The sequence below is a fragment of the Streptomyces harbinensis genome (assembly GCF_900116145.1).
In the GTDB taxonomy this organism is placed as follows: Bacteria; Actinomycetota; Actinomycetes; order Streptomycetales; family Streptomycetaceae; genus Streptomyces; species Streptomyces carpaticus.
In genome coordinates this window covers 552,516-571,740 of record NZ_FPAB01000004.1, presented here as the reverse complement: position 1 = coordinate 571,740, position 19,225 = coordinate 552,516, and the positions used below count along the sequence as shown (strand labels likewise).

General features: G+C 72.4%; 19 protein-coding genes. 7 read left to right on the top strand and 12 right to left on the bottom strand.

Annotation, left to right across the window (positions count from 1 at the left end):
* Nucleotides 1–58: 58 nt before the first annotated feature.
* The gene (locus tag BM385_RS14045) at nucleotides 59–1,306 is read right to left on the bottom strand and encodes a phosphatidylserine decarboxylase (RefSeq protein ID WP_093843243.1); all 1,248 of its coding nucleotides are present in this window, start codon (nucleotides 1,304–1,306) and stop codon (nucleotides 59–61) included.
* Nucleotides 1,307–1,738: 432 nt separating this feature from the next.
* On the opposite strand from BM385_RS14045, the gene BM385_RS14040 reads away from it, so the two are divergent.
* The gene (locus BM385_RS14040; RefSeq protein WP_175542982.1) at nucleotides 1,739–2,515 is read left to right on the top strand and encodes a pyridoxamine 5'-phosphate oxidase family protein; all 777 of its coding nucleotides are present in this window, start codon (nucleotides 1,739–1,741) and stop codon (nucleotides 2,513–2,515) included.
* Between the two features lie 30 nt (nucleotides 2,516–2,545).
* Here BM385_RS14040 and BM385_RS14035 read toward each other — a convergent pair whose 3' ends face one another.
* The 3 genes from BM385_RS14035 to nth form a co-directional block, all read right to left on the bottom strand.
* A complete protein-coding gene (locus BM385_RS14035; RefSeq protein ID WP_019434003.1) occupies nucleotides 2,546–3,745 on the bottom strand; it encodes a MarP family serine protease in 1,200 nt (399 codons plus the stop codon).
* A gap of 28 nt (nucleotides 3,746–3,773) precedes the next feature.
* A complete protein-coding gene (locus BM385_RS14030) occupies nucleotides 3,774–4,472 on the bottom strand; it encodes an NUDIX hydrolase (protein WP_093843241.1) in 699 nt (232 codons plus the stop codon).
* A 238-nt stretch (nucleotides 4,473–4,710) separates the two neighbouring features.
* On the bottom strand, nucleotides 4,711–5,577 hold the full coding sequence (gene nth, locus BM385_RS14025; protein WP_093843240.1) for an endonuclease III: 867 nt from the start codon (nucleotides 5,575–5,577) through the stop codon (nucleotides 4,711–4,713).
* 255 nt (nucleotides 5,578–5,832) lie between these two features.
* On the opposite strand from nth, the gene BM385_RS14020 reads away from it, so the two are divergent.
* On the top strand, nucleotides 5,833–6,507 hold the full coding sequence (locus BM385_RS14020) for a Crp/Fnr family transcriptional regulator (RefSeq protein ID WP_026047468.1): 675 nt from the start codon (nucleotides 5,833–5,835) through the stop codon (nucleotides 6,505–6,507).
* An 80-nt stretch (nucleotides 6,508–6,587) separates the two neighbouring features.
* Here BM385_RS14020 and BM385_RS14015 read toward each other — a convergent pair whose 3' ends face one another.
* Together BM385_RS14015 and BM385_RS14010 are read right to left on the bottom strand one after the other, a co-directional pair.
* Complete coding sequence (locus BM385_RS14015) at nucleotides 6,588–7,439, bottom strand: MBL fold metallo-hydrolase (protein ID WP_019434007.1); 852 nt, start codon at nucleotides 7,437–7,439, stop codon at nucleotides 6,588–6,590.
* A complete protein-coding gene (locus tag BM385_RS14010) occupies nucleotides 7,436–8,269 on the bottom strand; it encodes an NUDIX hydrolase (protein ID WP_093843239.1) in 834 nt (277 codons plus the stop codon). Before BM385_RS14010 ends, BM385_RS14015 begins: the two co-directional genes overlap by 4 nt.
* Before the next feature lie 69 nt (nucleotides 8,270–8,338).
* Between BM385_RS14010 and BM385_RS27150 the strand changes: the two genes are divergently transcribed.
* Nucleotides 8,339–8,506: a hypothetical protein gene (locus tag BM385_RS27150; protein WP_158687211.1), complete on the top strand. Its 168-nt coding sequence runs from the start codon at nucleotides 8,339–8,341 to the stop codon at nucleotides 8,504–8,506.
* A gap of 49 nt (nucleotides 8,507–8,555) precedes the next feature.
* Nucleotides 8,556–8,987, top strand: a complete 432-nt coding sequence (locus BM385_RS14000; RefSeq protein WP_093843237.1) for a hypothetical protein — start codon at nucleotides 8,556–8,558, stop codon at nucleotides 8,985–8,987.
* Between the two features lie 23 nt (nucleotides 8,988–9,010).
* Here the strand turns inward: BM385_RS14000 and BM385_RS13995 are convergent, their stop codons facing one another.
* Nucleotides 9,011–10,360 carry a class II 3-deoxy-7-phosphoheptulonate synthase gene (locus tag BM385_RS13995; protein ID WP_093843236.1) on the bottom strand — a complete coding sequence of 450 codons (1,350 nt, stop codon included), beginning with the start codon at nucleotides 10,358–10,360 and terminating at the stop codon, nucleotides 9,011–9,013.
* Nucleotides 10,361–10,571: 211 nt separating this feature from the next.
* Between BM385_RS13995 and BM385_RS13990 the strand changes: the two genes are divergently transcribed.
* Both BM385_RS13990 and BM385_RS13985 read left to right on the top strand, forming a co-directional pair.
* Nucleotides 10,572–12,020, top strand: coding sequence for an anthranilate synthase component I family protein (locus BM385_RS13990; RefSeq protein WP_254791553.1), 1,449 nt, complete (start codon nucleotides 10,572–10,574; stop codon nucleotides 12,018–12,020).
* The gene (locus tag BM385_RS13985) at nucleotides 12,017–12,643 is read left to right on the top strand and encodes an anthranilate synthase component II (RefSeq protein ID WP_093843234.1); all 627 of its coding nucleotides are present in this window, start codon (nucleotides 12,017–12,019) and stop codon (nucleotides 12,641–12,643) included. The genes BM385_RS13990 and BM385_RS13985 overlap by 4 nt, the downstream gene beginning before the upstream one ends.
* Here the strand turns inward: BM385_RS13985 and pdxR are convergent.
* Entirely contained in the window at nucleotides 12,640–14,025 is a 1,386-nt protein-coding gene (pdxR, locus tag BM385_RS13980) for a MocR-like pyridoxine biosynthesis transcription factor PdxR (protein WP_093843233.1), read from the bottom strand. The two genes, BM385_RS13985 and pdxR, sit on opposite strands and share 4 nt — an antisense overlap.
* 169 nt (nucleotides 14,026–14,194) lie before the next feature.
* Here pdxR and trpD point away from each other — a divergent pair, with 169 nt between their 5' ends.
* Complete coding sequence (gene trpD / locus BM385_RS13975; RefSeq protein WP_217650954.1) at nucleotides 14,195–15,232, top strand: anthranilate phosphoribosyltransferase; 1,038 nt, start codon at nucleotides 14,195–14,197, stop codon at nucleotides 15,230–15,232.
* 168 nt (nucleotides 15,233–15,400) lie between these two features.
* Here trpD and trpC read toward each other — a convergent pair whose 3' ends face one another.
* The 4 genes from trpC to BM385_RS13955 are packed head-to-tail and all read right to left on the bottom strand — an operon-like array spanning nucleotide 15,401 to nucleotide 19,216.
* Entirely contained in the window at nucleotides 15,401–16,207 is an 807-nt protein-coding gene (gene trpC / locus BM385_RS13970; protein WP_380979493.1) for an indole-3-glycerol phosphate synthase TrpC, read from the bottom strand.
* Nucleotides 16,208–16,209: 2 nt separating this feature from the next.
* Nucleotides 16,210–16,851, bottom strand: coding sequence for a DsbA family oxidoreductase (locus BM385_RS13965; RefSeq protein ID WP_093843230.1), 642 nt, complete (start codon nucleotides 16,849–16,851; stop codon nucleotides 16,210–16,212).
* Nucleotides 16,848–18,083 carry a flavin-dependent oxidoreductase gene (locus BM385_RS13960; protein ID WP_093843229.1) on the bottom strand — a complete coding sequence of 412 codons (1,236 nt, stop codon included), beginning with the start codon at nucleotides 18,081–18,083 and terminating at the stop codon, nucleotides 16,848–16,850. Before BM385_RS13960 ends, BM385_RS13965 begins: the two co-directional genes overlap by 4 nt.
* Nucleotides 18,080–19,216: a monodechloroaminopyrrolnitrin synthase PrnB family protein gene (locus BM385_RS13955; RefSeq protein WP_093843228.1), complete on the bottom strand. Its 1,137-nt coding sequence runs from the start codon at nucleotides 19,214–19,216 to the stop codon at nucleotides 18,080–18,082. Before BM385_RS13955 ends, BM385_RS13960 begins: the two co-directional genes overlap by 4 nt.
* Nucleotides 19,217–19,225 lie beyond the last annotated feature (9 nt).

The window sequence follows — 19,225 nt, the reverse complement described above, 5'->3', positions numbered from 1 at the left end:
CGGGGATCGACGCGACGGGAACTGCTGGTGACATGCCTGTTCTCCGTTCGGCGGCGGGTCAGAACGTCAGGTGGTGGTGCCGGGGCCCATGGTGACGGTGGTGGGTGAACAGTTTCTCGGTGCGGTCCTGCTGCTCCAGGGTTCCGATGCGCTGGCCCATGTGCAGTTGCAGGGCGGGGAACCTGCCGTACTGGAAGAGGAGGATGTTCAGGGAGCCGCCGTACTGGAAGTTGCCGATCCGGTCTCCCTTGCTGACCGGGACCGGCTGCTGAGGGTTCCGGAACGGTGACTCGTACCGCACCGAGGCGATCGAGTTCATCCCGACGGTCACCATCGCGACATACGTCTCGTGTTCCGCTCCGTGCGGGTCCGTGAAGACCGTCCTGAAGATGAGGTATCCCCGGCGGAAGTTGTCGAACATCTCGTAGTCGAAGCCATATCCGACGTTGCCCTTGTTGAGGAGTTGGGGGAAGTCGCGCATCCCGTAGTAGACGCCGCCGATGTCGTCGTGGGCCTCCACCACTTCGCCGGCCACCGGCGCGTGGTACCAGTGGTAGGTGTCGGGCATCAAAATGCAGGACACCGCTGTGCCGCCGGGCTGGATGATCTCGCCGTGGGAATTCTTCTCCGGGACGAACTTCTTGTAGTACTCGGAGTCCGCGAGCAACTGCTTGACATTCATGGTGACGCTCTTGACGGGAATCGGCGTCTCTTCCGCCAGGTCGTCGACGATCATGTTGATGACACAATCCGTCGGGGCGACCACCACGCTGTTGTCGTCCTGGGCGTCGATCGGCCGTTTCGAAGCGTCCAGCAGCTCTCGGACGAAGAACTCGTTGAAGGTTTTCCAGGGCCCCTTCGTGAAGTCGTCCATCCGGGCGCCCAGCTCATCCTTCCAGATTTTGATGAGCTCCTGCCCCTGCGGCCCTTCATCATCCATCTGCATTCCCTGGAGATGGGTGAAGTCGGCCGTCATTTCCAGACCCGGGCCACAGGTCACGAAAACCATGCCGTAGTCGTTCTCGTAGGTGAGCCAGCTGAACTTCTCGATGTAGTTCAATCCGTCGTTGGGCTTGGTGGTCCACCCCGCTTCGTACCACTCGCTGAAGAAGTCGCACAGCTGGTCGATCGTCTTCCCCCGCCAGTCGTACCGCACCTCTTCGGGTGTGTCGTCGGGGAGGGGCACCACATGCGCGATCATCGCCCTGAACAGGGTAGCGAAGCTCTGATGGTCCTCCTCGTACCACTTTCTGATCTTGGCGAGGAAATCAGCGAGCGTCTCGGGGTGGTGGTGGGTTGGCGTCATCGCTGCTCCTGTTCATCGGGGCGGATGTCCAAGGCGGCCCGCCGCAGCACTTCGGCCGCCCGGCCGTGGGCGCCACCGCGCGGAACCCGCGTTCACGGCATCGAGTATGTGCCCTTCCGGCGGCGAAGAAAGCGGAACGTACGTCCGGGTCACCGGAAAGGGAAAGTGGCCGCAGATATGAAGAGTTCGGATTCTCGCGAGCACCCGGACAAGCCGAAACGTTCCACCGATCCCGGTACCCGGATTCCCGCCCCTGCCCCGGAACACCGTCTCGCCCCGACTGCCGCAGCATTCCCCTCGGACAGGGGACCGCTGATCGGCTCAACAGTACCGGGAAGTGACCCGTTTCCGGGCCGGCCGGGCGCGCTGCGTGCCGTATGAATGAGCACGGCTCGCGGCCTTATCCCGTACCCCTGGTGGACCGGAGGAACCATGTCGCAGGAATCGGACAGTGGACAGCCGTCATTCACCGCCACGGTGATCAACAAGAGAGGAGATCTGACCTGTTCGGCCGACGCGCGGAAGCCGATCCTGAAAGCGGGCTTCGTCTGCAGCGTCGCCTATTCCGAGGTCGTGACCCCCGGGGACACCTCGTCGGTCAAACCCCGGTGCGTCCCCATGGTGTACGGCTACCACGAGGAGGCCGGGGAGCCGGTCATCTATCTGCACGGCTCCACCTACTGGCCGCCGGACACCAAGCGCCTTCCCTCGCTGAGGAGACTGTGGACGGAGACCGGCGTACCCGTTTGCGTGACCGTCACCTCCGTCAATGGGCTGGTCGTGGGACGGGCCGCCATCAGTACCTCGCTCAACTACAGCTCCGTCGTCGTGAACGGCATCGCGAAGAAAGTGCGGCCCGAGGACCGGATGAAGGCGTTCGAGGCACTGACCGAGCAGATCATTCCGGGCCGCTGGGGTGAGATCCACCCCCTGACCGACAGCGAGCTGAACACGGACGGCAAGGGCAGCCCCGATGTCGGCGTGCTCGCCATCAGCCTCGCGGCGCCGACGGAGGTCTGTGCCAAGACGCATCGGATCTGCAACCCCGAACACGAGCAGGACAGCTGGGGGCTCGACGCCTACTGGGCCGGCGTCGTGCCGCTGCTTCACACCTACGGCACACCCCAGCCCGACGCCCGTTCGGCGAACCTGCACACGCCCGTACCGGAATCCGTCCTCGCCCTCATCGCGCGTCACCGGCAGCAGTGACCTCCGGGCACCGCCGCACCGCCGCACCGGTCACATGGCGCAGTTCTGGGTGTCCACGGGCGCCGTCGCGCCGCTGCCGCGCTCGATGGCGTCCGCGATCTCGTCCAGGGTCAGCGCGTACCCGGTGCTGTCGTCATCCAGCGACTTGGCGAACACCAGGCCGTACACCTCGCCCTCCGGGGTGAGCAGCGGGCCGCCGGAGTTGCCCTGGCGGACGGTCGAGTACAGCGAGTAGACATCGCGGTTGACGGTGCCCCGGCGGTAGATGTCCGGACCGTTGGCGGTGAACCGCTCGCGCACCCGGGCCGGGCGGACGTCGAACGGGCCGCTCTCCGGGAAGCCCGCCACGATGGCGTCGTCACCGGTGAGCGCGTCGCGGTCGCTGAACTCCAGCGGGGGCGCGTCGAGCCCCGGCACGTCCAGGATCGCGACGTCGCTCTCCCAGTCGTAGAGCACGACCCGGCCGTCGTACAGCCTGCCCTCGCCGCGGATCTGCACGGTGGGCTCGCCGACGCCCCCCACCACATGGGCGTTGGTCATCACCTTGTCCTCGGCGAAGACGAAGCCGCTGCCCTCCAGCACCTTGCCGCAGCTGGGGGCGGTGCCCGAGACCCGGACGATGGAGGCGGCGGCCTGCTCGACCACCGGGCTGCCGGCCAGCGCCGGGTCGGGCGGATCGACCTCGGTGATCGGCTCGGTGGCGAACGGCGAGAAGACCTGCGGCAGGCCGTGCTGGGCGAGAATGGCCGAAAAGTCATTCATCCAGCTGCTCGCGTCCAGCGGCATCACCCGCTCGACGCCCAGCAGGACCCGGGAGGACCGCACCTCGCGGCCCAGGGTGGGCAGGGTGGTGATGGCGAGGGCCGAACCGATCAGCCAGGCGACCACCAGCATGGCCAGCACGTTGACCAGCGCGCCGCCGGTGGCGTCCAGCGCCCGGGCCGGGGACCAGGTGATGTGCCGGCGCAGCCGGTTGCCGTAGTGGGTGGTGAGGGCCTGGCCGGAGCAGGCGCACACGATCACGACGACGACCGCCACGATCACGCCTATCGGGCCGGGTTCGGCGCCGTCGCTGATCCTGCTCCAGATCCTGGGGAGGGCGTAGAGGGCGATGAGCCCGCCGCCGAGGAAGCCCGCGACGGACAGTATCCCCACGACGAAGCCCTGCCGGTAGCCCACGACCGCGAACCACACGGCGGCCAGCAGCAGCAGCACGTCGAGCGTATTCATGCCCGACACGCTCTCATGTATGGGCAGTTCATGCCCCGGCGTCGAGAGGTATCTCCCGTTCCTCGTTCCAGGGCAGCTCCCAGCCGGCGAAGTGCAGAATACGGTCGATGACCCCGGCGGTGAACCCCCACACCAGGGTGCCGGCGACCTGGAAGCAGGCGCCGCGGTAGCCGCTGGGGTGGACGGCGCTGGCGCGCCGGGCGGGGTCGGCCAGTTCGGCCACGGGCACCGTGAACACCCGGGCGGTCTCGGCCTGGTCCACCGGTGCCACCGGGCTGGGGGTGTGCCACCAGCCGAGGACCGGGGTGACGGTGAAGTCGCTGACCGGGATGTACAGCCGGGGCAGGACGCCGAAGACCCGCACCCCGGCCGGGTCGAGTCCGGTCTCCTCCTCGGCCTCGCGCAGGGCGGCCCGCAGCGGGCCCTGCCCGGCCGGGTCGCCGTCCTCCGGGTCGAGCGCGCCACCGGGGAACGACGGCTGGCCGGCGTGCGCGCGCAGGCTGGTGGCCCGCTCCAGCAGCAGCAGCTCGGGGCCGTGCGGCCCGGCGCCGAACAGCACCAGGACGGCGGCGGGCCGGCCGCCGTGCGGCGGCGGCAGGAAGCGGCTGAGCTGCCCGGCCCGGACGGTGGTGGCGGCGTCTGCCACCGGCTGGAGCCAGCCGGGCAGCCCCTCGGCGCTCACCCGCACCGGCGGTGGCTCGGCGCGGCGGGCGTCACGCGGGGTCATGGGCTGGTCCCTTCGCAGGCGGCGGGCGGAGCGGGTGGTGCGGGCCGGGCGTTGCGGTACGGGCGATGCGGTACGGACGGTCCGGGCGTTGCGGTACGGGCGGTCCGCGCGGGCGTGGGGTGCCCGGCGGCGGCCCGGGGCCGCCGGTCGGGCGCGCGGCGTCCGGGTCGGCCACCGGACCGGAACCCGCCCCGTACCGGGGTACGGGGCGGACGGGGCCGCCGTCCGGCCGCCGCCCTCAGCCGGCCGGGTCTCCGGCCGCCGGGGCGGGCGGGCCCGGGTAGTCGGCCGGCGGCTTCAGCCGCTGCCCGGGGTAGCCGCCCATCTCGTACTTCAGCAGCTTCTTCGCCTTCTCCGGATCGGTCTCTCCCTCCCCGTAGGACGGACACAGGTGCGCGATGGGGCAGGCCCCGCAGGCGGGCTTGCGGCTGTGGCAGATGCGGCGGCCGTGGAAGATGACGCGGTGCGAGAGCATCGTCCAGTCCTTCTTCGGGAAGAGCTCCCCCACCTCGGCCTCGATCTTGTCCGGATCGGTCTGCTCGGTCCACTTCCAGCGCCGCACCAGCCGCTGGAAGTGGGTGTCCACCGTTATCCCGGGCTTGCCGAAGGCGTTGCCGAGCACCACATGGGCGGTCTTGCGGCCCACGCCGGGCAGCGACACCAGGTCCTCCAGACGGCCCGGCACCTCGCCGTCGAAGCGGTCGCGCAGCGCCGTGGAGAGCCCTATCAGCGACTTCGTCTTGTTGCGGAAGAAGCCGGTGGGGCGGATCAGCTCCTCCACCCGCGCCGGGTCGGCGGCGGCCATGGCGGCCGGGGTGGGGTAGGCGGCGAACAGCCGGGGGGTGGTCTGGTTCACCCGCAGGTCGGTGGTCTGGGCGGACAGCACCGTGGCCACCAGCAGCTCGAACGGGTTCTCGAAGTCGAGCTCCGGATGCGCGTAGTAGTACACCTCGCCCAGCTCGCGGTTGATCTTGCGCGCCCGGCGCACCAGAGCGGTACGGCTCTCCCCCGCGGCACCCGGACGGGCGCGCGTGGGCTTTCGTACCGGTTTCGCCGGCCCGCCCGCTCCGCGTTCGCCATCAGCGGAATTCCCGGTCGCGTTCACCCTCCCGGCCTCTCTTCCTGGTCTCTCCGGGCGGCCCAGCCCCGTACGTTCACAGGGCCGTTGGCCACTCGGCCAGCGTAAACGGCCCCGCCGACAATCGTGGGGCACTCACCTCATCCGTCACCCGAATCAGCCCCTGGCGCTGTCCGGGCTTTCCCGGTAAGTCAAACTTGTGACTGATAGCACTGCTGTGGTGTCCGGCATGATGAGGGGTGCATGACCCTTCACGGCCTGGCCGACAAGGAGAGAGAACTCGTGGACGACGTTCTGCGGCGCGCCCCGCTCTTCGCGGCGCTCGATGACGAGCAGGCCGCTGAGCTGCGCGGCTCCATGACCGAGGTCACCCTGGCTCGCGGTGAGACCCTCTTCCACGAGGGCGATCCGGGCGACCGCTTGTACGTCGTCACCGAGGGCAAGGTCAAACTGCACCGCACCTCGCCCGACGGCCGGGAGAACATGCTCGCCGTCCTGGGCGCCGGCGAGCTGATCGGTGAGCTCTCCCTCTTCGACCCGGGCCCGCGCACCGCCACCGCCACCGCCCTGACCGAGGTCCGGCTGCTCGGCCTGGGCCACGGCGACCTCCAGCCCTGGCTGAACGCCCGGCCCGAGGTCGCGGCGGCGCTGCTGCGCGCGGTGGCCCGCCGGCTGCGGCGCACCAACGACAACATGTCCGACCTCGTCTTCTCCGACGTCCCCGGCCGGGTCGCCAAGGCGCTGCTCGACCTGTCGCGCCGCTTCGGTGTGCAGTCGGACGAGGGCATCCACGTGGTGCACGACCTCACCCAGGAGGAGCTGGCCCAGCTGGTGGGCGCCTCCCGGGAGACCGTCAACAAGGCGCTGGCCGACTTCGCCGCCCGCGGCTGGCTGCGGCTGGAGGCCCGTGCGGTGATCCTGCTGGACATCGAGCGGCTGGCGCGCCGCTCGCGCTGAGCACCCGGCCCCCGTTCTTCCCGGGCACGCCGGTACGCCCACGGGCGTACCGGCGTGCCGTCGTTTCCGCCACCGCGCCCTTACGGGGCGTCCTCGCCGTCCGGGATCAGGCCGTGCGCGCGCAGGTGGTCGAGCTGGGCGAGAACCGACAGCTCGGCGGCCGGCCACACCGCGCGGTCCACGTCCGCGTAGACGTGCGCCACGATCTCGGGCGCGGTGCGGTACCCGTCCTCGACGGCGCTCTCCACCTCGGCCAGCCGCTTGGCGCGGTGCACCAGGTAGTAGTCGATGACCCCCAGGGCGTCGCGCAGCACCGGGCCGTGGCCGGGCAGCACGGTGCGTACGCCCTCCTCCTCGGTGAGGCGGCGCAGGGTGCGCAGGGAGGCGAGGTACTCGCCGAGCCGGCCGTCGGGGTGGGCGATGATCGTGGTGCCCCGGCCGAGCACCGTGTCGCCGGTGAGCAGCGCGTTGTCGGCGGGCAGCAGGAAGCACAGCGAGTCGGTGGTGTGGCCCGGGGTGCCGACCACCCGCAGTTCGAGGCCGCCGGCGGTGAGGACGTCGCCGTCCGCGAGCCCTTCCTCGCCGAGCCGCAGCCGGGGGTCGAGCGCGCGCACCGGGGCGCCGGTCAGCTCCGCGAACCGGGCGGCGCCGCCGCAGTGGTCCTGGTGCCCGTGGCTGAGCAGGGTGTACGCGACGCGGCGGCCGGACCGTTCGACGGTGTCGGCGACGTGCCGCAGATGCGTCTCGTCGTCCGGGCCCGGGTCGAGGACGACGGCGAGGTCGGAGCCGGGCTCGGCGAGGACCCAGGTGTTGGTGCCGTCCAGGGTCATCGCCGAGGGGTTGGGCGCCAGCACGCAGGTGGCCCGCTCGGTGGCGGGGCCGGCCGGGGAGCCGATCCGGGGCGCGCCGGGCAGCGCGGAGGCCTCACTCATCGTTCCACCGTCCTTTCGAATTCCTCATGCCCGGGCCAGCTGAGCACAATCCGCTCGCCGGTGGTCCGCACCCGGACGAGCACCGGGTCGAGCGGGCCGGGCTCCGCGCCGGTGGCCAGCTGCCGCAGGGTGGCGACGGTCGGCGGCATCATGATCATCTCGCCGCGCTCGTATCCGGCCAGGGCCTCGGCGGGCGCCATCCAGACGGTGCGATCGGCCTCGGTGGAGGCGTTGCGAGTGCGCTGCCCGGGCGGCAGCGCGGCGCTGAAGAACCAGGTGTCGTACCGGCGCGGCTCGAACTCCGGGGTGATCCAGCGGGCGCGCGCGGTGAGCAGGTCGCTGCGCAGCAGCAGCGAGCGGCGGGCGAGCAGGGCGGCCAGGGACAGCTCGCGGGCGGCGAGCGCGGCCCGGTCGGCCTCCCAGCCGGCGCCGGTGGTGTCGGCGGCCACGGTGGCGGCGTCCGGCCCGGCCAGCAGGACGCCGGTCTCCTCGAAGGTCTCGCGGACGGCGGCGCACACGATCGCCTGCGCGTCGGCGGGTGGCACCCCGAGCCGTCGCGCCCACTGCTCGCGGCCGGGACCGGCCCAGGCCAGGGCACCGGCGGCGGCGTCGCGCGGATCGACCCCGCCCCCGGGGTACGCGTACGCGCCGGCCGCGAAGCCCATCGACAGCCGCCGGCGCAGCAGGAAGACCTGCCGCCCGCCGTCCGGCCCCTCCCGGGTGAGCAGCACGGTGGCGGCCCGCCGGGGCACCACCGGGGTGATCTCGCCGCGCACGAACTCCCGTACCCGCCCCGCCCACTCGGCCGGGAACCACTGGCCGTTTCCCATGCGGGGATGCTATCCGGGCCCGGGCGAGAGAGGATGGACAAAGGGGACATATACGAGGAGACGGTGAGCATGTCGAAGCACCGGGCACAACACGAGAGGGAAGCAAGCGGTCACGGAAAGCACGCGGTGACGCCGGAGCGGGTGCGCGAGGCGGAGCACAAGGCGCGCGAGGTGGCGGCGAAGACGCACGGCAAGACGGAGAAAGCGACGGTGAAGCACCGCTCGCGGCTGGGCTGACGGCCCCGCGGGGTCCGGCCGCGGCCAGGGGCCCGTAGCCTGTCGGCTCATGGACGTACCCAGAGAAGTACGCATCGAAGAGGCCCTCACCCGCGCCCTCCCCCGGCTGAGCCTGCGGACCGGTGTCCATCTCCTGGCGATGCACGTCAGCGGCTTCGTGCTGCTGGGGCTGTTCCTCGTCCCGACCCCGTCGAGCGCGGCGCTGTACGGCACGGTGGAGCCGCCGGCGCTGCTCGTCCTCGCCATGCTGCTGACCGGCGCCCTGGCCCACGTCGTCGTCCAGCTGCCGGCCGCCCTGCTGGGCACCCTCGTCCACCGCCACCACCCCGTCCGCGCCTACGGCACGGCGCTGGCGGCGGCCGGGGCGCTGTCCGGCGTCGCCGTCGCGGCGCTCGGCGGCGGGTGGGCCGGCTGGCTGGACGTCATGCTCCGGCTGGCGCTCTCGCTCGCCTGCTACGTCGCCGTGGTGCGAAAGAGGTGAACGCGGCCGGCGCCGGCCTCTGGTCAGTCGGCCGCCGCGGCGGCCGGGCACGGTGGTTCCCCTGCGAACCCACGGAGCGGCGCCGTGTACACCTCGGCCAGGTGGAAGGCCAGATCCAGGGACTGCGCGTGGTTGAGCCGCGGGTCACACGCCGTCGTGTACCGCAGCGGCAGGTCCGCCGCGCGGACCGGCGTCCCGCCGCCCGTGCACTCCGTCACATCCTCGCCGGTCAGCTCCACATGGATGCCGCCCGGATGGCTGCCCAGTGCCCGGTGCACCTCCACGAAGCCGCGTACCTCCGCCCAGATCGCCGAGAAGTCGCGCGTCTTGTGCCCGGAGGGCGCGGTCACCGTGTTGCCGTGCATCGGGTCGCACACCCAGCCAACCCGCGCGCCCTCCGCCCGCGCCTTCTCCACCAGCACCGGCAGCACGTCCCGCACCCGCTCCGCGCCCGCCCGCACCACGAAGGTGAGCCGCCCCGGGGTACGGGCCGGGTCGAGCCGGTCGACATAGCGCAGCACCGTGTCCGGCTCGGTGCCCGGCCCCAGTTTTACGGCGACCGGATTGTGCACACGGCTCAGGAAGTCGATGTGCGCGCCGTCCGGCTGCCGGGTCCGCTCCCCCACCCACAGCAGGTGGCCGCTGGTCGCGTACGCGCGGCCGGTCCGCTCGTCCACCCGGGTCAGCGCCCGCTCGTAGTCGAGCAACAGCCCCTCGTGGCTGACGAAGAACTCCGCCATACGCAGCCTGCTCCGGTCGACACCGCTCGCCCGCAGGAAGGCCAGCGCCCGGGACACCTCCCCGGCGGTGCGGGCGTAGCGTTCGGCCAGCGGTGAACCGGCCACGAACTCCTCGTTCCACTCCTGCACCTGCCGCAGATCGGCGAAACCGCCCCGCACATGGGCCCGCACCAGGTTGAGCGTGGCCACCGACGCCTCGTACATCCGCTCCATGCGGCGCGGGTCGGGGCGCCTGGCCCGTGCGGTGAACTCCCGCCCGTTGACCGCGTCCCCCCGGTACGAGGGCAGGGTCAGCGCGCCGCGCCGCTCCACCGGGCTCGACCTCGGCTTGGCGAACTGCCCGGCCATCCATCCCACTTTGACCACCGGCAGGCCACTGGCGTGGCTGAGGACCACCGCCATCTGCAAGAGCGTGCGCAGCTTGCCCCGTACGGCGTCCGCCGTCACCTCGGAGAAGGTTTCGGCACAGTCCCCGCCCTGTAGCAGCAGACCCTCGCCCCGGGCGACCGCCGCGAGCCGGTCCCGCAGCCGGTCGCACTCCTCGGCGAAGACCAGCGGCGGCGCCGCGCCGAGACGTCCCGTCACCGCCCGCAGGAGGTCCGGGTCCGGCCAGTCGGGCTGCTGTGCGTTCACGGCTCTTCCCCTTCCTTGCCTTCTGGTGGCACCACCTCACGGGATGGGCGGCGGGCAGGTCAATCATTCGGGGAATGGACCGCATGAAAAACGCCGGACTGGTCTGGTCCCCGGCAACCGCCGGTGTTTCGCTTGCCGATAGTGAAAGGACCTGGAATTCACGAGGAGTTCAGTCATGCCATTGCCGGGAAGTGAACCGATACAGGTACGGGTGACGGCATCCGGGCTTCCTCCGCACGAACCCCTCGACCTGTGGACCGGATTACGCGCGACGCAGCCCGCCGATGACGTGTTTCTGCTGGAGCAGCTGGAGAGCGACGGAGCGCGGCACTCCGCTGTCGTCGGCTACGGACGGCTGGCGGAACTCCGCGTGTACGGCGGCGACGGGGGCGGCGGCCGGCTGGAGATCAGCGGGATACCGGTACTCCGCGACGCCCTGGCCGCGCTCACCCGGCGGCACGGCATGACCGGCGAGGCCCACCGGCCGCGGTTCGCCGCCCCCGGTCCCCTGTGGGACCTGCTGGAGGACGTCCGGCGGCTGTTCGCGGTGGACACCGCCCTCCCGTCCGACCGGTACGCGTTCGGTTTCCTCACCACCCTCGCCTACGAGTCGTCCTGGCTGATGGAGGACCTCCCGCCCCGCACCAAACCTCCCCGGGGCCCCGACCTCACGCTCGCGCTCTTCCGCGACACCGTGTGGTATGGCACCGGCTCCGGCGGCGAACCGCAGCATCTGCGCGCCGAGAGCGCGGACTTCCCCGCCGCACCACCGCCGCCTGCGCTCCCCCGCCGGTACGAGGGCGGTCTGCCCGAGGCCCCGCGCCCGCGGGCCGTACGGGACAGCGTCAGCCGTGACACCTTCCTGGAGTGGGCCGGCCGCTGTCTGGAACACATCCGGGTCGGCGACATCTACCAGATCCAGATCGGCCACCGGGTGGATGTGGAGACCGAGCTGACACCGCCCGACGTGTACCGGCGGCTGCGGGCCCGTAACCCGTCCCCGTACATGTATCTGGTGCCGCGCGCCGGCGGGCTGCTGATCGGCGCCAGCCCCGAGTTGCACGTGCGGATCGAGGACGCGGTGATCACCATGCGACCCATCGCGGGCACCACCCCGCGCGGGCCGGACGACGCAGAGAACCAGCGCCGTGTCAAGGAGTTGCGGGCCAGCACCAAGGAGCAGGCCGAACACGTGATGCTGGTGGACCTGTGCCGCAACGACCTGGGCCGGGTCGCGATCCCGAGCACCCGCCCGGTGGACGGGCTGATGAAGGTGGAGACGTTCTCCCACGTCTTCCACCTGGTGTCCACGGTCACCGGACGGCTCGCGCCGGGCACCGGGGTGTGGGACGCGGTACGGGCCACTTTTCCGGCCGGGACCATGACCGGGGCCCCCAAGATCCGGGCGATGGAGATCATCGACGGCCTGGAGCGGGAGGCGCGGGGCGCGTACGCGGGTGCTGTCGGACTGCTGGACGCACGCGGTGCGTGGAGCGAACTCGCGCTGTGCATCCGCACGGTGGAGTACGACGGCGCCGCGTACTCCACCCAGACGTCCGCCGGGATGGTCGCGCAATCGGATCCGGCGGCCGAGTGGCAGGAGACCCTGGCGAAGATGGGGGCGGCCTACTGGGCGCTCACCGGTGAGGAGTTGCTGTGACCACCACGACGGCCCGGGCACCCAGGGTGCTGCTTGTCGACGCCTACGACAGTTTCGTGCACATCATCGACCAGTACCTGCGCACCCTGGGGGCGGAGACGGAGGTCGTGCGCTCGCGGACCAGGACCCCGGACGAGCTGGCCGCGCTCGGCGCGGACGCCGTCGTCCTGGGACCGGGGCCGGGACATCCGGCCGCGTCCGGGCACGTGGAGCTGGTACGCCGGTTCGCCGGCCGGGTGCCGGTGCTCGGGGTGTGCTTGGGGCACCAGGCGATCGCCCTGGCGTTCGGCGGCCGGGTCGAGGTTGCCGACCAGGTCATGCACGGCCGCACCAGTTCGGTGCGGCACGACGGAGACGGGGTGTTCACTGGCCTCGGCAACACCCTGGAGGCCACGCGCTATCACTCCCTCATCGTGGCCGAGCCGCTGCCCGAGCCGCTGCTGACCACCGCCGTCGACGTCGACCACGGCTATGTGATGGGCCTGCGACACCGCTCGCTGCGGGTGGAGGGCGTGCAGTTCCACCCGGAGAGTGTGATGACCACCGGCGGCTTGCAACTGCTGGAGAACTTCCTGGTCCGTGCCGGTACGGAGGCGGGTGCGGCTACCGGTGCCAGGCCCTAGGAGGCCAGCTCCCTGATCGCCTCCGCCACCCCCGTCCTGGGCAGCCGGGCATGGCCGAGCACCAGCGCGGGGGTGTCCCGGCGCGGCCGGGTGTGATACGCCGCGCCGCCCCGCACCAGCACCGAACGGCGCAGCGCACCGGCCACCAGCGCCACCTCGTCCGTACGGCGCGGCAGCCGGACGTACGCGTGCAGTCCGGCCGCCGGGCCCAGCACCCGGGCGCCGGGCAGATGCCGGCGGACGGCCGCGTCCAGGGCGGCGCGGCGGACCGCGTTCAGCTTGTTCAGCCGCCGCAGATGACGGTCGAACAGGCCACCGCCCAACAGTTCCGCGAACGCCCGCTGGCTGAGCGACTCGCTCCCCAGATCCAGCCGGGCACGCTGCCGCAGCAGCTGGCCGAGCACCGGTCCGGGAGCGGCGAGCCAGCCCAGTCGCAGACTGGGGCTGAGCGTCTTGCTGACCGTGCCCGCGTAGATCACCCGCTCGGGGGCCAGGCGTTGCAGGGCCAGTGGGCGGGCGGCGCCCGGGTCGTACCAGAGGCCGCCGTCGTAATCGTCCTCGATGATCCAGCCGTCCCGCTCCAGCGCCCAGCGGACCAGCGCCTCACGGCGGGCCGGGCTGAGGGTGACACCGGTGGGGAACTGGTGGGCGGGGGTGACCAGTACGGCGCGCGCCCCGGAGGCCACCAGCCGCTCCACGTCGATGCCCTCGTCATCCACCGGCACCGGGCAGGGGCTCAGCCCCGAGGCGTGGATGAAGTGCCGCAGCCCCGGATGGCCCGGGTCCTCCACGGCGAGCCGGGAGATGCCCCGCTCCAGCAGGTCGGCGCCGAGCAGACCGAGGGCCTGCGCGAACCCACTGGTGATCATGATCCGTTCGGGGGCCGTGCGGACGCCGTGCGCGCGGCCCAGATACCGGGCGAGTTCGACCCGCAGCGCCGTCTCGCCCGCCAGCGGCGGGTAGCCGTCGCCCCGGTCGCCAGCTCCCGGGGTCGCCAGGGCCCGCTGGTACGCGGCCAGCCACTCGGTGCGCGGGAAGACGGCGCTGCTGTGGCCGCCGGTACGCAGATCCCAGCGGGCCACCGGGACATGACCGCCGTCCAGCAGCGGCGAGAGCACCCGCTCGCGCGGCAGGTGCCGCACTACGCGGGTGCTGGCGCCACGAGCGGTGTCCAGGTAGCCCTCGGCCACCAGTTGCGCGTACGCCTCGACCACGACGCTGCGCGAGACGCCGAGGTCCTCGGCGAGCCGGCGGCTGGAGGGAAGCCGGGTGGCGGGCTGGAGCGTTCCCGCCTCGATTTCCTGCCGGATGAATGCCTGGATCTGGGCGGTGAGCGATGCCCCGGAATTCCGGGATACCGGGATGGCCATGTGCAGAGGCACGGCAATGTTCTCCCTCACTGGTATGTATCGGCGGTGCGGAATCGGTCTGGTGCGGCGTCGCATTCCCGATCACGATGGACGGCGCGTTCATTTCGCCCCCGGCTTTTGCCGCACCATCCCGGCTGAGGAGAATCCCGTGACCGAACCGGAGCAGGATCGCTGGCCATTGATGCTGAATTCCCTGCTGTCCGGCCGCGATCTGGCGGCGGCCGACACGGAATGGGCCATGGGCCGGGTGATGGCGGGGGAAGCGGGGCCCGCCAGGCTGGCCGCGCTGCTGGTGGCGCTGCGCGCCAAGGGCGAGACGCCGGACGAGATCGCCGGCCTCTCACGGGCGATGCGCGCGCACGCGCTGCCATTGCCGGTACCGGGGCCGGTGCTGGACATCGTGGGGACGGGCGGGGACGGCTCCGACAGCGTCAACGTCTCCACCATGGCCGCGATCGTCGCGGCCGGGTCCGGGGCACGGGTCGTGAAGCACGGCAACCGGTCGGCGTCCTCCCGGTGCGGCTCCGCCGATGTGCTGGAGAAACTGGGTGTGGAACTGCGGCTTCCTCCGGAGGCGGTCGCGGAGATCGCCGACGAGGCCGGCATCACCTTCGCGTTCGCGCCACTGTTCCACCCCGCGATGCGGCACGCGGCGGCCACCCGGCGCGAACTGGGGGTACGCACGGTCTTCAACCTGCTGGGCCCGCTGGCGAACCCCGCCGCGCCGGCCGCGCTGGCCCTGGGCGTCGCCGACGCGGCGGCGGCCGGGACGCTGGCCGGGGCGCTGGCCGGGCAGGGAGTGTCGGCGCTGGTCTTCCGGGGCGACGACGGCATGGACGAGATCACGGTGACCACCACCTCCACGATCTGGTCGGTACAGGGTGCCGATGTGCGCCGCGAGCGGTTCGACCCGGCGGAACTGGGCGTCCCGCGCGCGCCGCAGGACGCGCTGCGCGGCGGGAACCCGGGGTACAACGCGGCGGTGGCACGTGCGTTGCTGGGCGGCGAGCCGGTGGCGCGTGCGGTACGGGACGCGGTGCTGCTGAACGCGGCGGCCGGCCTCGCAGCCCTCGCGCCGGTGGACGGCACGGTGACCGAACGGCTGGCCGCCGGATACGCCCAGGCGACGGCCTCGCTGGACTCGGGCGCGGCACAGGCCGTCCTGTCCCGCTGGAGGGACGCTTGCGCGAAGCACGCGGAGGCCGCGCGGACCGGCTGAGCCGGGCGGCGGCCCCACCCCCGGGCCGCTCGCCGCACGACGCCGTTCCCACCGGGGCGCGTGGGGGCTCGCCCCGGGCGGCGGGCGCCGGAACCGGCCGCGCGCACGCCATGGTCGGGGCGGGCGCGCGCCCCGACCACCGCAGGCGGAACCGGGCGCCGGAGGCGGTCACCGGGCCGGTACGGACGCCGTCAGCGCCGCGACCGCCGCCGCCGGGTCCGCGCCCCGGACCAGCGCCTCACCGACCAGCACCGCGTCCGCGCCCTCGGCCGCGTACCGGGCGGCGTCCGCCGGACCGCGGACGCCGGACTCGGCGATCCGCACGACCGTGTCCGGGATCAGCGGCGCTACCCGGCCGAACACCCCCGGGTCCACCTCCAGGGTGCGCAGATCCCGGGCGTTCACGCCGATCACCCCGGCACCGGCGGCCAGCGCCCGGCCGGCCTCCTCCTCGTCGTGCACCTCCAACAGCGGGCACAGTCCCACCTCCCTGGCCAGCGCGCTCAGCCCGGTCAGGAGCGGCTGGTCCAGCGCCGCCACGATCAGCAGCACCAGGTCCGCGCCGTGCGCCCGCGCCTCCCACACCTGGTACGGATCGACGACGAAGTCCTTGCGCAGGACGGGCACCGGCACCCTCTCCCGTACCGCCGCGAGATCCGCCAGCGAGCCGCCGAACCTGCGGCCCTCGGTCAGCACGCTGATCGCCGCGGCGCCACCCGCCGCGTACGAGGCGGCGAGCGCGGCCGGGTCGGCGATGGGCGCCAACGAGCCCTTGGACGGGCTGGCCCGTTTCACCTCCGCGATCACCCGCGGCCCGCCGCCGGCGCCGGGCCGTCGCAGCCGCTCCGCTGTCCCGGCGACAGCGGCCGGGCCGCCCCCGTACGCCGCGGCGCGCTCACGCAGCGCGCTCTCGGGGACGGCGGCCCTACGCCGTTCTAGATCCTCACGGACCCCGGTGATGATGTCCGCCAGCACGCTCATGTCGTGCTCGCCTCGCTCTCCCGGCTCAGCGCCGCTCGGAAGACCCGCGGGTCGGTCTGAGCACCCTCGAACCGTTCACCGCCGCTGAACCGGTAGACGGGAACGGTGTCGATCCCGCGATCCCGGGCCGAACGCACCGCCCGTCTGACCTCTTCGGTCCCGTCCCCCGAGCGCAGGAACTCCCGTGCGGCAGGCCCGTCCACGCCGGCCGCCGCCGCGCGGTCGACCAGCACCGCCGGATCGGAGATGTCGGCGGCGTCCGTGAAGTAGGCGGCGAAGATCAGTTCCTCCAGTTGGCTCCGCACCCCGTGGCCGTGCTCGCGTGCCGTCCACCACAGCAGCCGGTGGGCGGACAGCGTGTTGGCGGCGAAGCCCTGCTCGTTGCGGAAGGTGATGCCGTGGCCGCGTCCGGCCGCCGTGACCTCCTCGCTCATGGCCCGGGCGCGCTCCTGCCCGTACTTGCCGCCGAGCCACGCCAGCATCGGCATCGGCTCGGCCGGGCGCTCGCCGTCGATCTGGTAGGGGTGCGCCATCACTTCGGTGCCGGGGTGCCCGAAGGAGGCGAGGGCGCGTTCGAAGGTCCGTTTGCTGATGTAGCACCAGGGACAGGACACGTCGGACCAGACGTCGATTCTCACCGGGACGCTCCTTCGTTGACCGTGGCCGGGTCGAAGCCGCCCGTCCGGGCGAACTCCTCCGAGATGTCGCGTAGTTCGGTGCCCGGGAAGATATCCCGCACGGACCGGAAGCCGCCGGGCGCGCGCTGGTGCGCCAGATCGATGACGACCTCCGGGCCACGGCGCCGGGTGCTGTGCTGCACGCGGGTGACGGCGGGCAGCCGTTCCCGCTCATAGCCGGCCAGCGCCTCCCGCACCCCGCCAGCCGCGGCCAGGTGCCGGGCCAGGGCCCGGGCGTCGACGATGGACTGAGTGGCGCCGTTGGACCCCATCGGGTACATGGCGTGCGCGGCGTCCCCGAGCAGGGTGACGGGGCCGTGCGTCCAGCGGGGCAGCGGATCGCGGTCCACCATCGGGTAGACGTACGCCTCGTCGGCGGTGCGGATCAGCGCGGGGACGTCCAGCCAGTCGAAGGCCAGGTCGGCGAAGTCGGCCAGGAACTCCCGCGGTGGCACCGCCCGGTTCCAGTCGGCCGGCGCGAACTCCTCTCCGGGCCGCGCCGCCCTGGCCACCGCCCAGTTCATCAGCACCGAACCGCCGGTGGTGGGTTCGGACATCGGGTAGATCACCGCCCGGCGCCGGTCGTCCCCAGCGATGATCATGGTATGTCCGTCGAGGAAGGGCGGAGCCCAGGTCGTACCGCGCCATACGATCAGCCCGTTCCAGGGCGGCGGCCCCTCCCCGGGGACCAAGGCGGCCCGTACGGCGGACCGGATGCCGTCCGCGCCGATCAGCGCGTCCGCCTCGTAAACCCGGCCGCCGGCGTGCACCCGTACCCGTCCGCCGACCGGCAGTTCCTCGAAGCGCTCCACCCGCGCCCCGGTGACAATCGCCTCCGGACCGAGCCGTTCGCACACCGCCCGGGCCAGCACCGACTGGAGCGCACCGCGGTGGATGGACAGTTGTGGCCAGTGGTAGCCGGCCGCACGGCCGCGCGGCTCGTGCCAGATCAACTGGCCGTGCCGGTTGTAGTAGCCGAGCGAGCCGGTGGGCACGGACACGGCCGACAGCCGCTCCAGCAGGCCGAGTCCGTCCAGTTCCCGGACCGCGTTGGGCAGGATGTTGAGGCCGACACCGAGCGGCCGGATCTCGGGCACGGCCTCCAGCAGCCGTACCCCGCCGACACCGACCGCGTGCAGGCTGAGCGCCGTGGCGAGTCCGCCGATGCCGGCCCCCGCGATGAGCACACTCATCCCGCCGCCCTCCGCCGCTCGTGGGGCGCCGGACCGGACGACGGCCGCGCCAGCCGTGCGGCGGCCCGGGTCAGGTCGATGATCTGCCGCAGCAGATCGACACTGGCCCCGCCGCTGCCGACCGGGTACAGCCGCAGGTCGGCGTCGTACGCCTTGCGCGCGATGCCCAGGTGCCGGCCCCGGAAGACCACCAGCACGCGCAGCAGGCGGGCCAGCGCCTCGGTACTCGCGCGCAGCGCGGGGGAGCGCCGCTCCGCCGCGGCCGGGTCGTCGCCGAACGCCTCCACCAGCCGGCCCACCACAGACGGCGTACGGACCCAGCGGTCGTACAGGTCGCGCCAGCGGCGCAGGCTGTAGGGGATGGAGTCGCTCAGGAACTCCTGGTAGCCGGGGTCGCTGTGGTCGGCGGCCCAGATGGCGAGGTCGATCAGCCACAGCGGGACCTGTGCCGCGGCCGGGCCGAGGAGCACCCGGTCGCCGACGTCGATCTCCTCGAAGTAGGGCCGCAGCACACGGGCGAAGAACTCGGGGCCGACGTTGGCGACCACCATGTCGATGGCGGTGACCATCGTCTCGGTGTGCTGGGTGAGTTCGTCGGTCAGCAGCACGAACTTGGGGTCGGCCAGGTCGGTGTCGCCGAGGGTGGCGGCGAGTTCGAGGCCGTCGCGCAGGTGCGGGAAGACCATCCGCACCGACTCCTGGAGGTAGGCCTCCTGGACGTCCCCGGTGTACATGCGCTGCCGGGCGCCCACCGGGTTCCAGGTGCAGTAGTGGTGCACCGTGTCGCGGGGCACCATGTCGGTGCGGCTGCCGAGTTCACGCAGGACGGGCAGCGCTTCGGGCACCAGGTCCAGCGGTTCGGGCCCGTGCCGCTTGATGGAGCCCAGGAACATGCCCAGGTCGCGCATCGCGGCGACGGACTCCTCCAACGAGTACGTGGCGACCGTCCCGGGAGCGGGCAGCAGGGCGCGCAGAGCGGCGGTGAGGGCCGGGACATCGGCGGCCTCATTCTGCCGGCGCAGCGCGAAGCAGGCCCGGTCGGCCGATAACGGGTCGAGGTCGCGGATGGTGGCCACCCGTATGGGGTTGCCGAGGTCGGGATCGGGTGTGGTGTGCCGGGTGCGGGTGGGCATCGGGATCTC

Bases quoted from the DNA above. Each gene is read 5' to 3' on its own strand.
- BM385_RS13960 (WP_093843229.1), bottom strand. From the start codon at position 18,083: ATGAGTGTGCTCATCGCGGGGGCCGGCATCGGCGGACTCGCCACGGCG.
- trpD (WP_217650954.1), top strand. From the start codon at position 14,195: ATGCTGAATTCCCTGCTGTCCGGCCGCGATCTGGCGGCGGCCGACACG.
- BM385_RS14030 (WP_093843241.1), bottom strand. From the start codon at position 4,472: ATGACCCCGCGTGACGCCCGCCGCGCCGAGCCACCGCCGGTGCGGGTG.
- BM385_RS14015 (WP_019434007.1), bottom strand. From the start codon at position 7,439: ATGAGTGAGGCCTCCGCGCTGCCCGGCGCGCCCCGGATCGGCTCCCCG.
- BM385_RS27150 (WP_158687211.1), top strand. From the start codon at position 8,339: ATGTCGAAGCACCGGGCACAACACGAGAGGGAAGCAAGCGGTCACGGA.
- BM385_RS13955 (WP_093843228.1), bottom strand. From the start codon at position 19,216: ATGCCCACCCGCACCCGGCACACCACACCCGATCCCGACCTCGGCAAC.
- BM385_RS14035 (WP_019434003.1), bottom strand. From the start codon at position 3,745: ATGAATACGCTCGACGTGCTGCTGCTGCTGGCCGCCGTGTGGTTCGCG.
- BM385_RS14040 (WP_175542982.1), top strand. From the start codon at position 1,739: ATGTCGCAGGAATCGGACAGTGGACAGCCGTCATTCACCGCCACGGTG.
- BM385_RS14010 (WP_093843239.1), bottom strand. From the start codon at position 8,269: ATGGGAAACGGCCAGTGGTTCCCGGCCGAGTGGGCGGGGCGGGTACGG.
- BM385_RS14000 (WP_093843237.1), top strand. From the start codon at position 8,556: ATGGACGTACCCAGAGAAGTACGCATCGAAGAGGCCCTCACCCGCGCC.
- BM385_RS14045 (WP_093843243.1), bottom strand. From the start codon at position 1,306: ATGACGCCAACCCACCACCACCCCGAGACGCTCGCTGATTTCCTCGCC.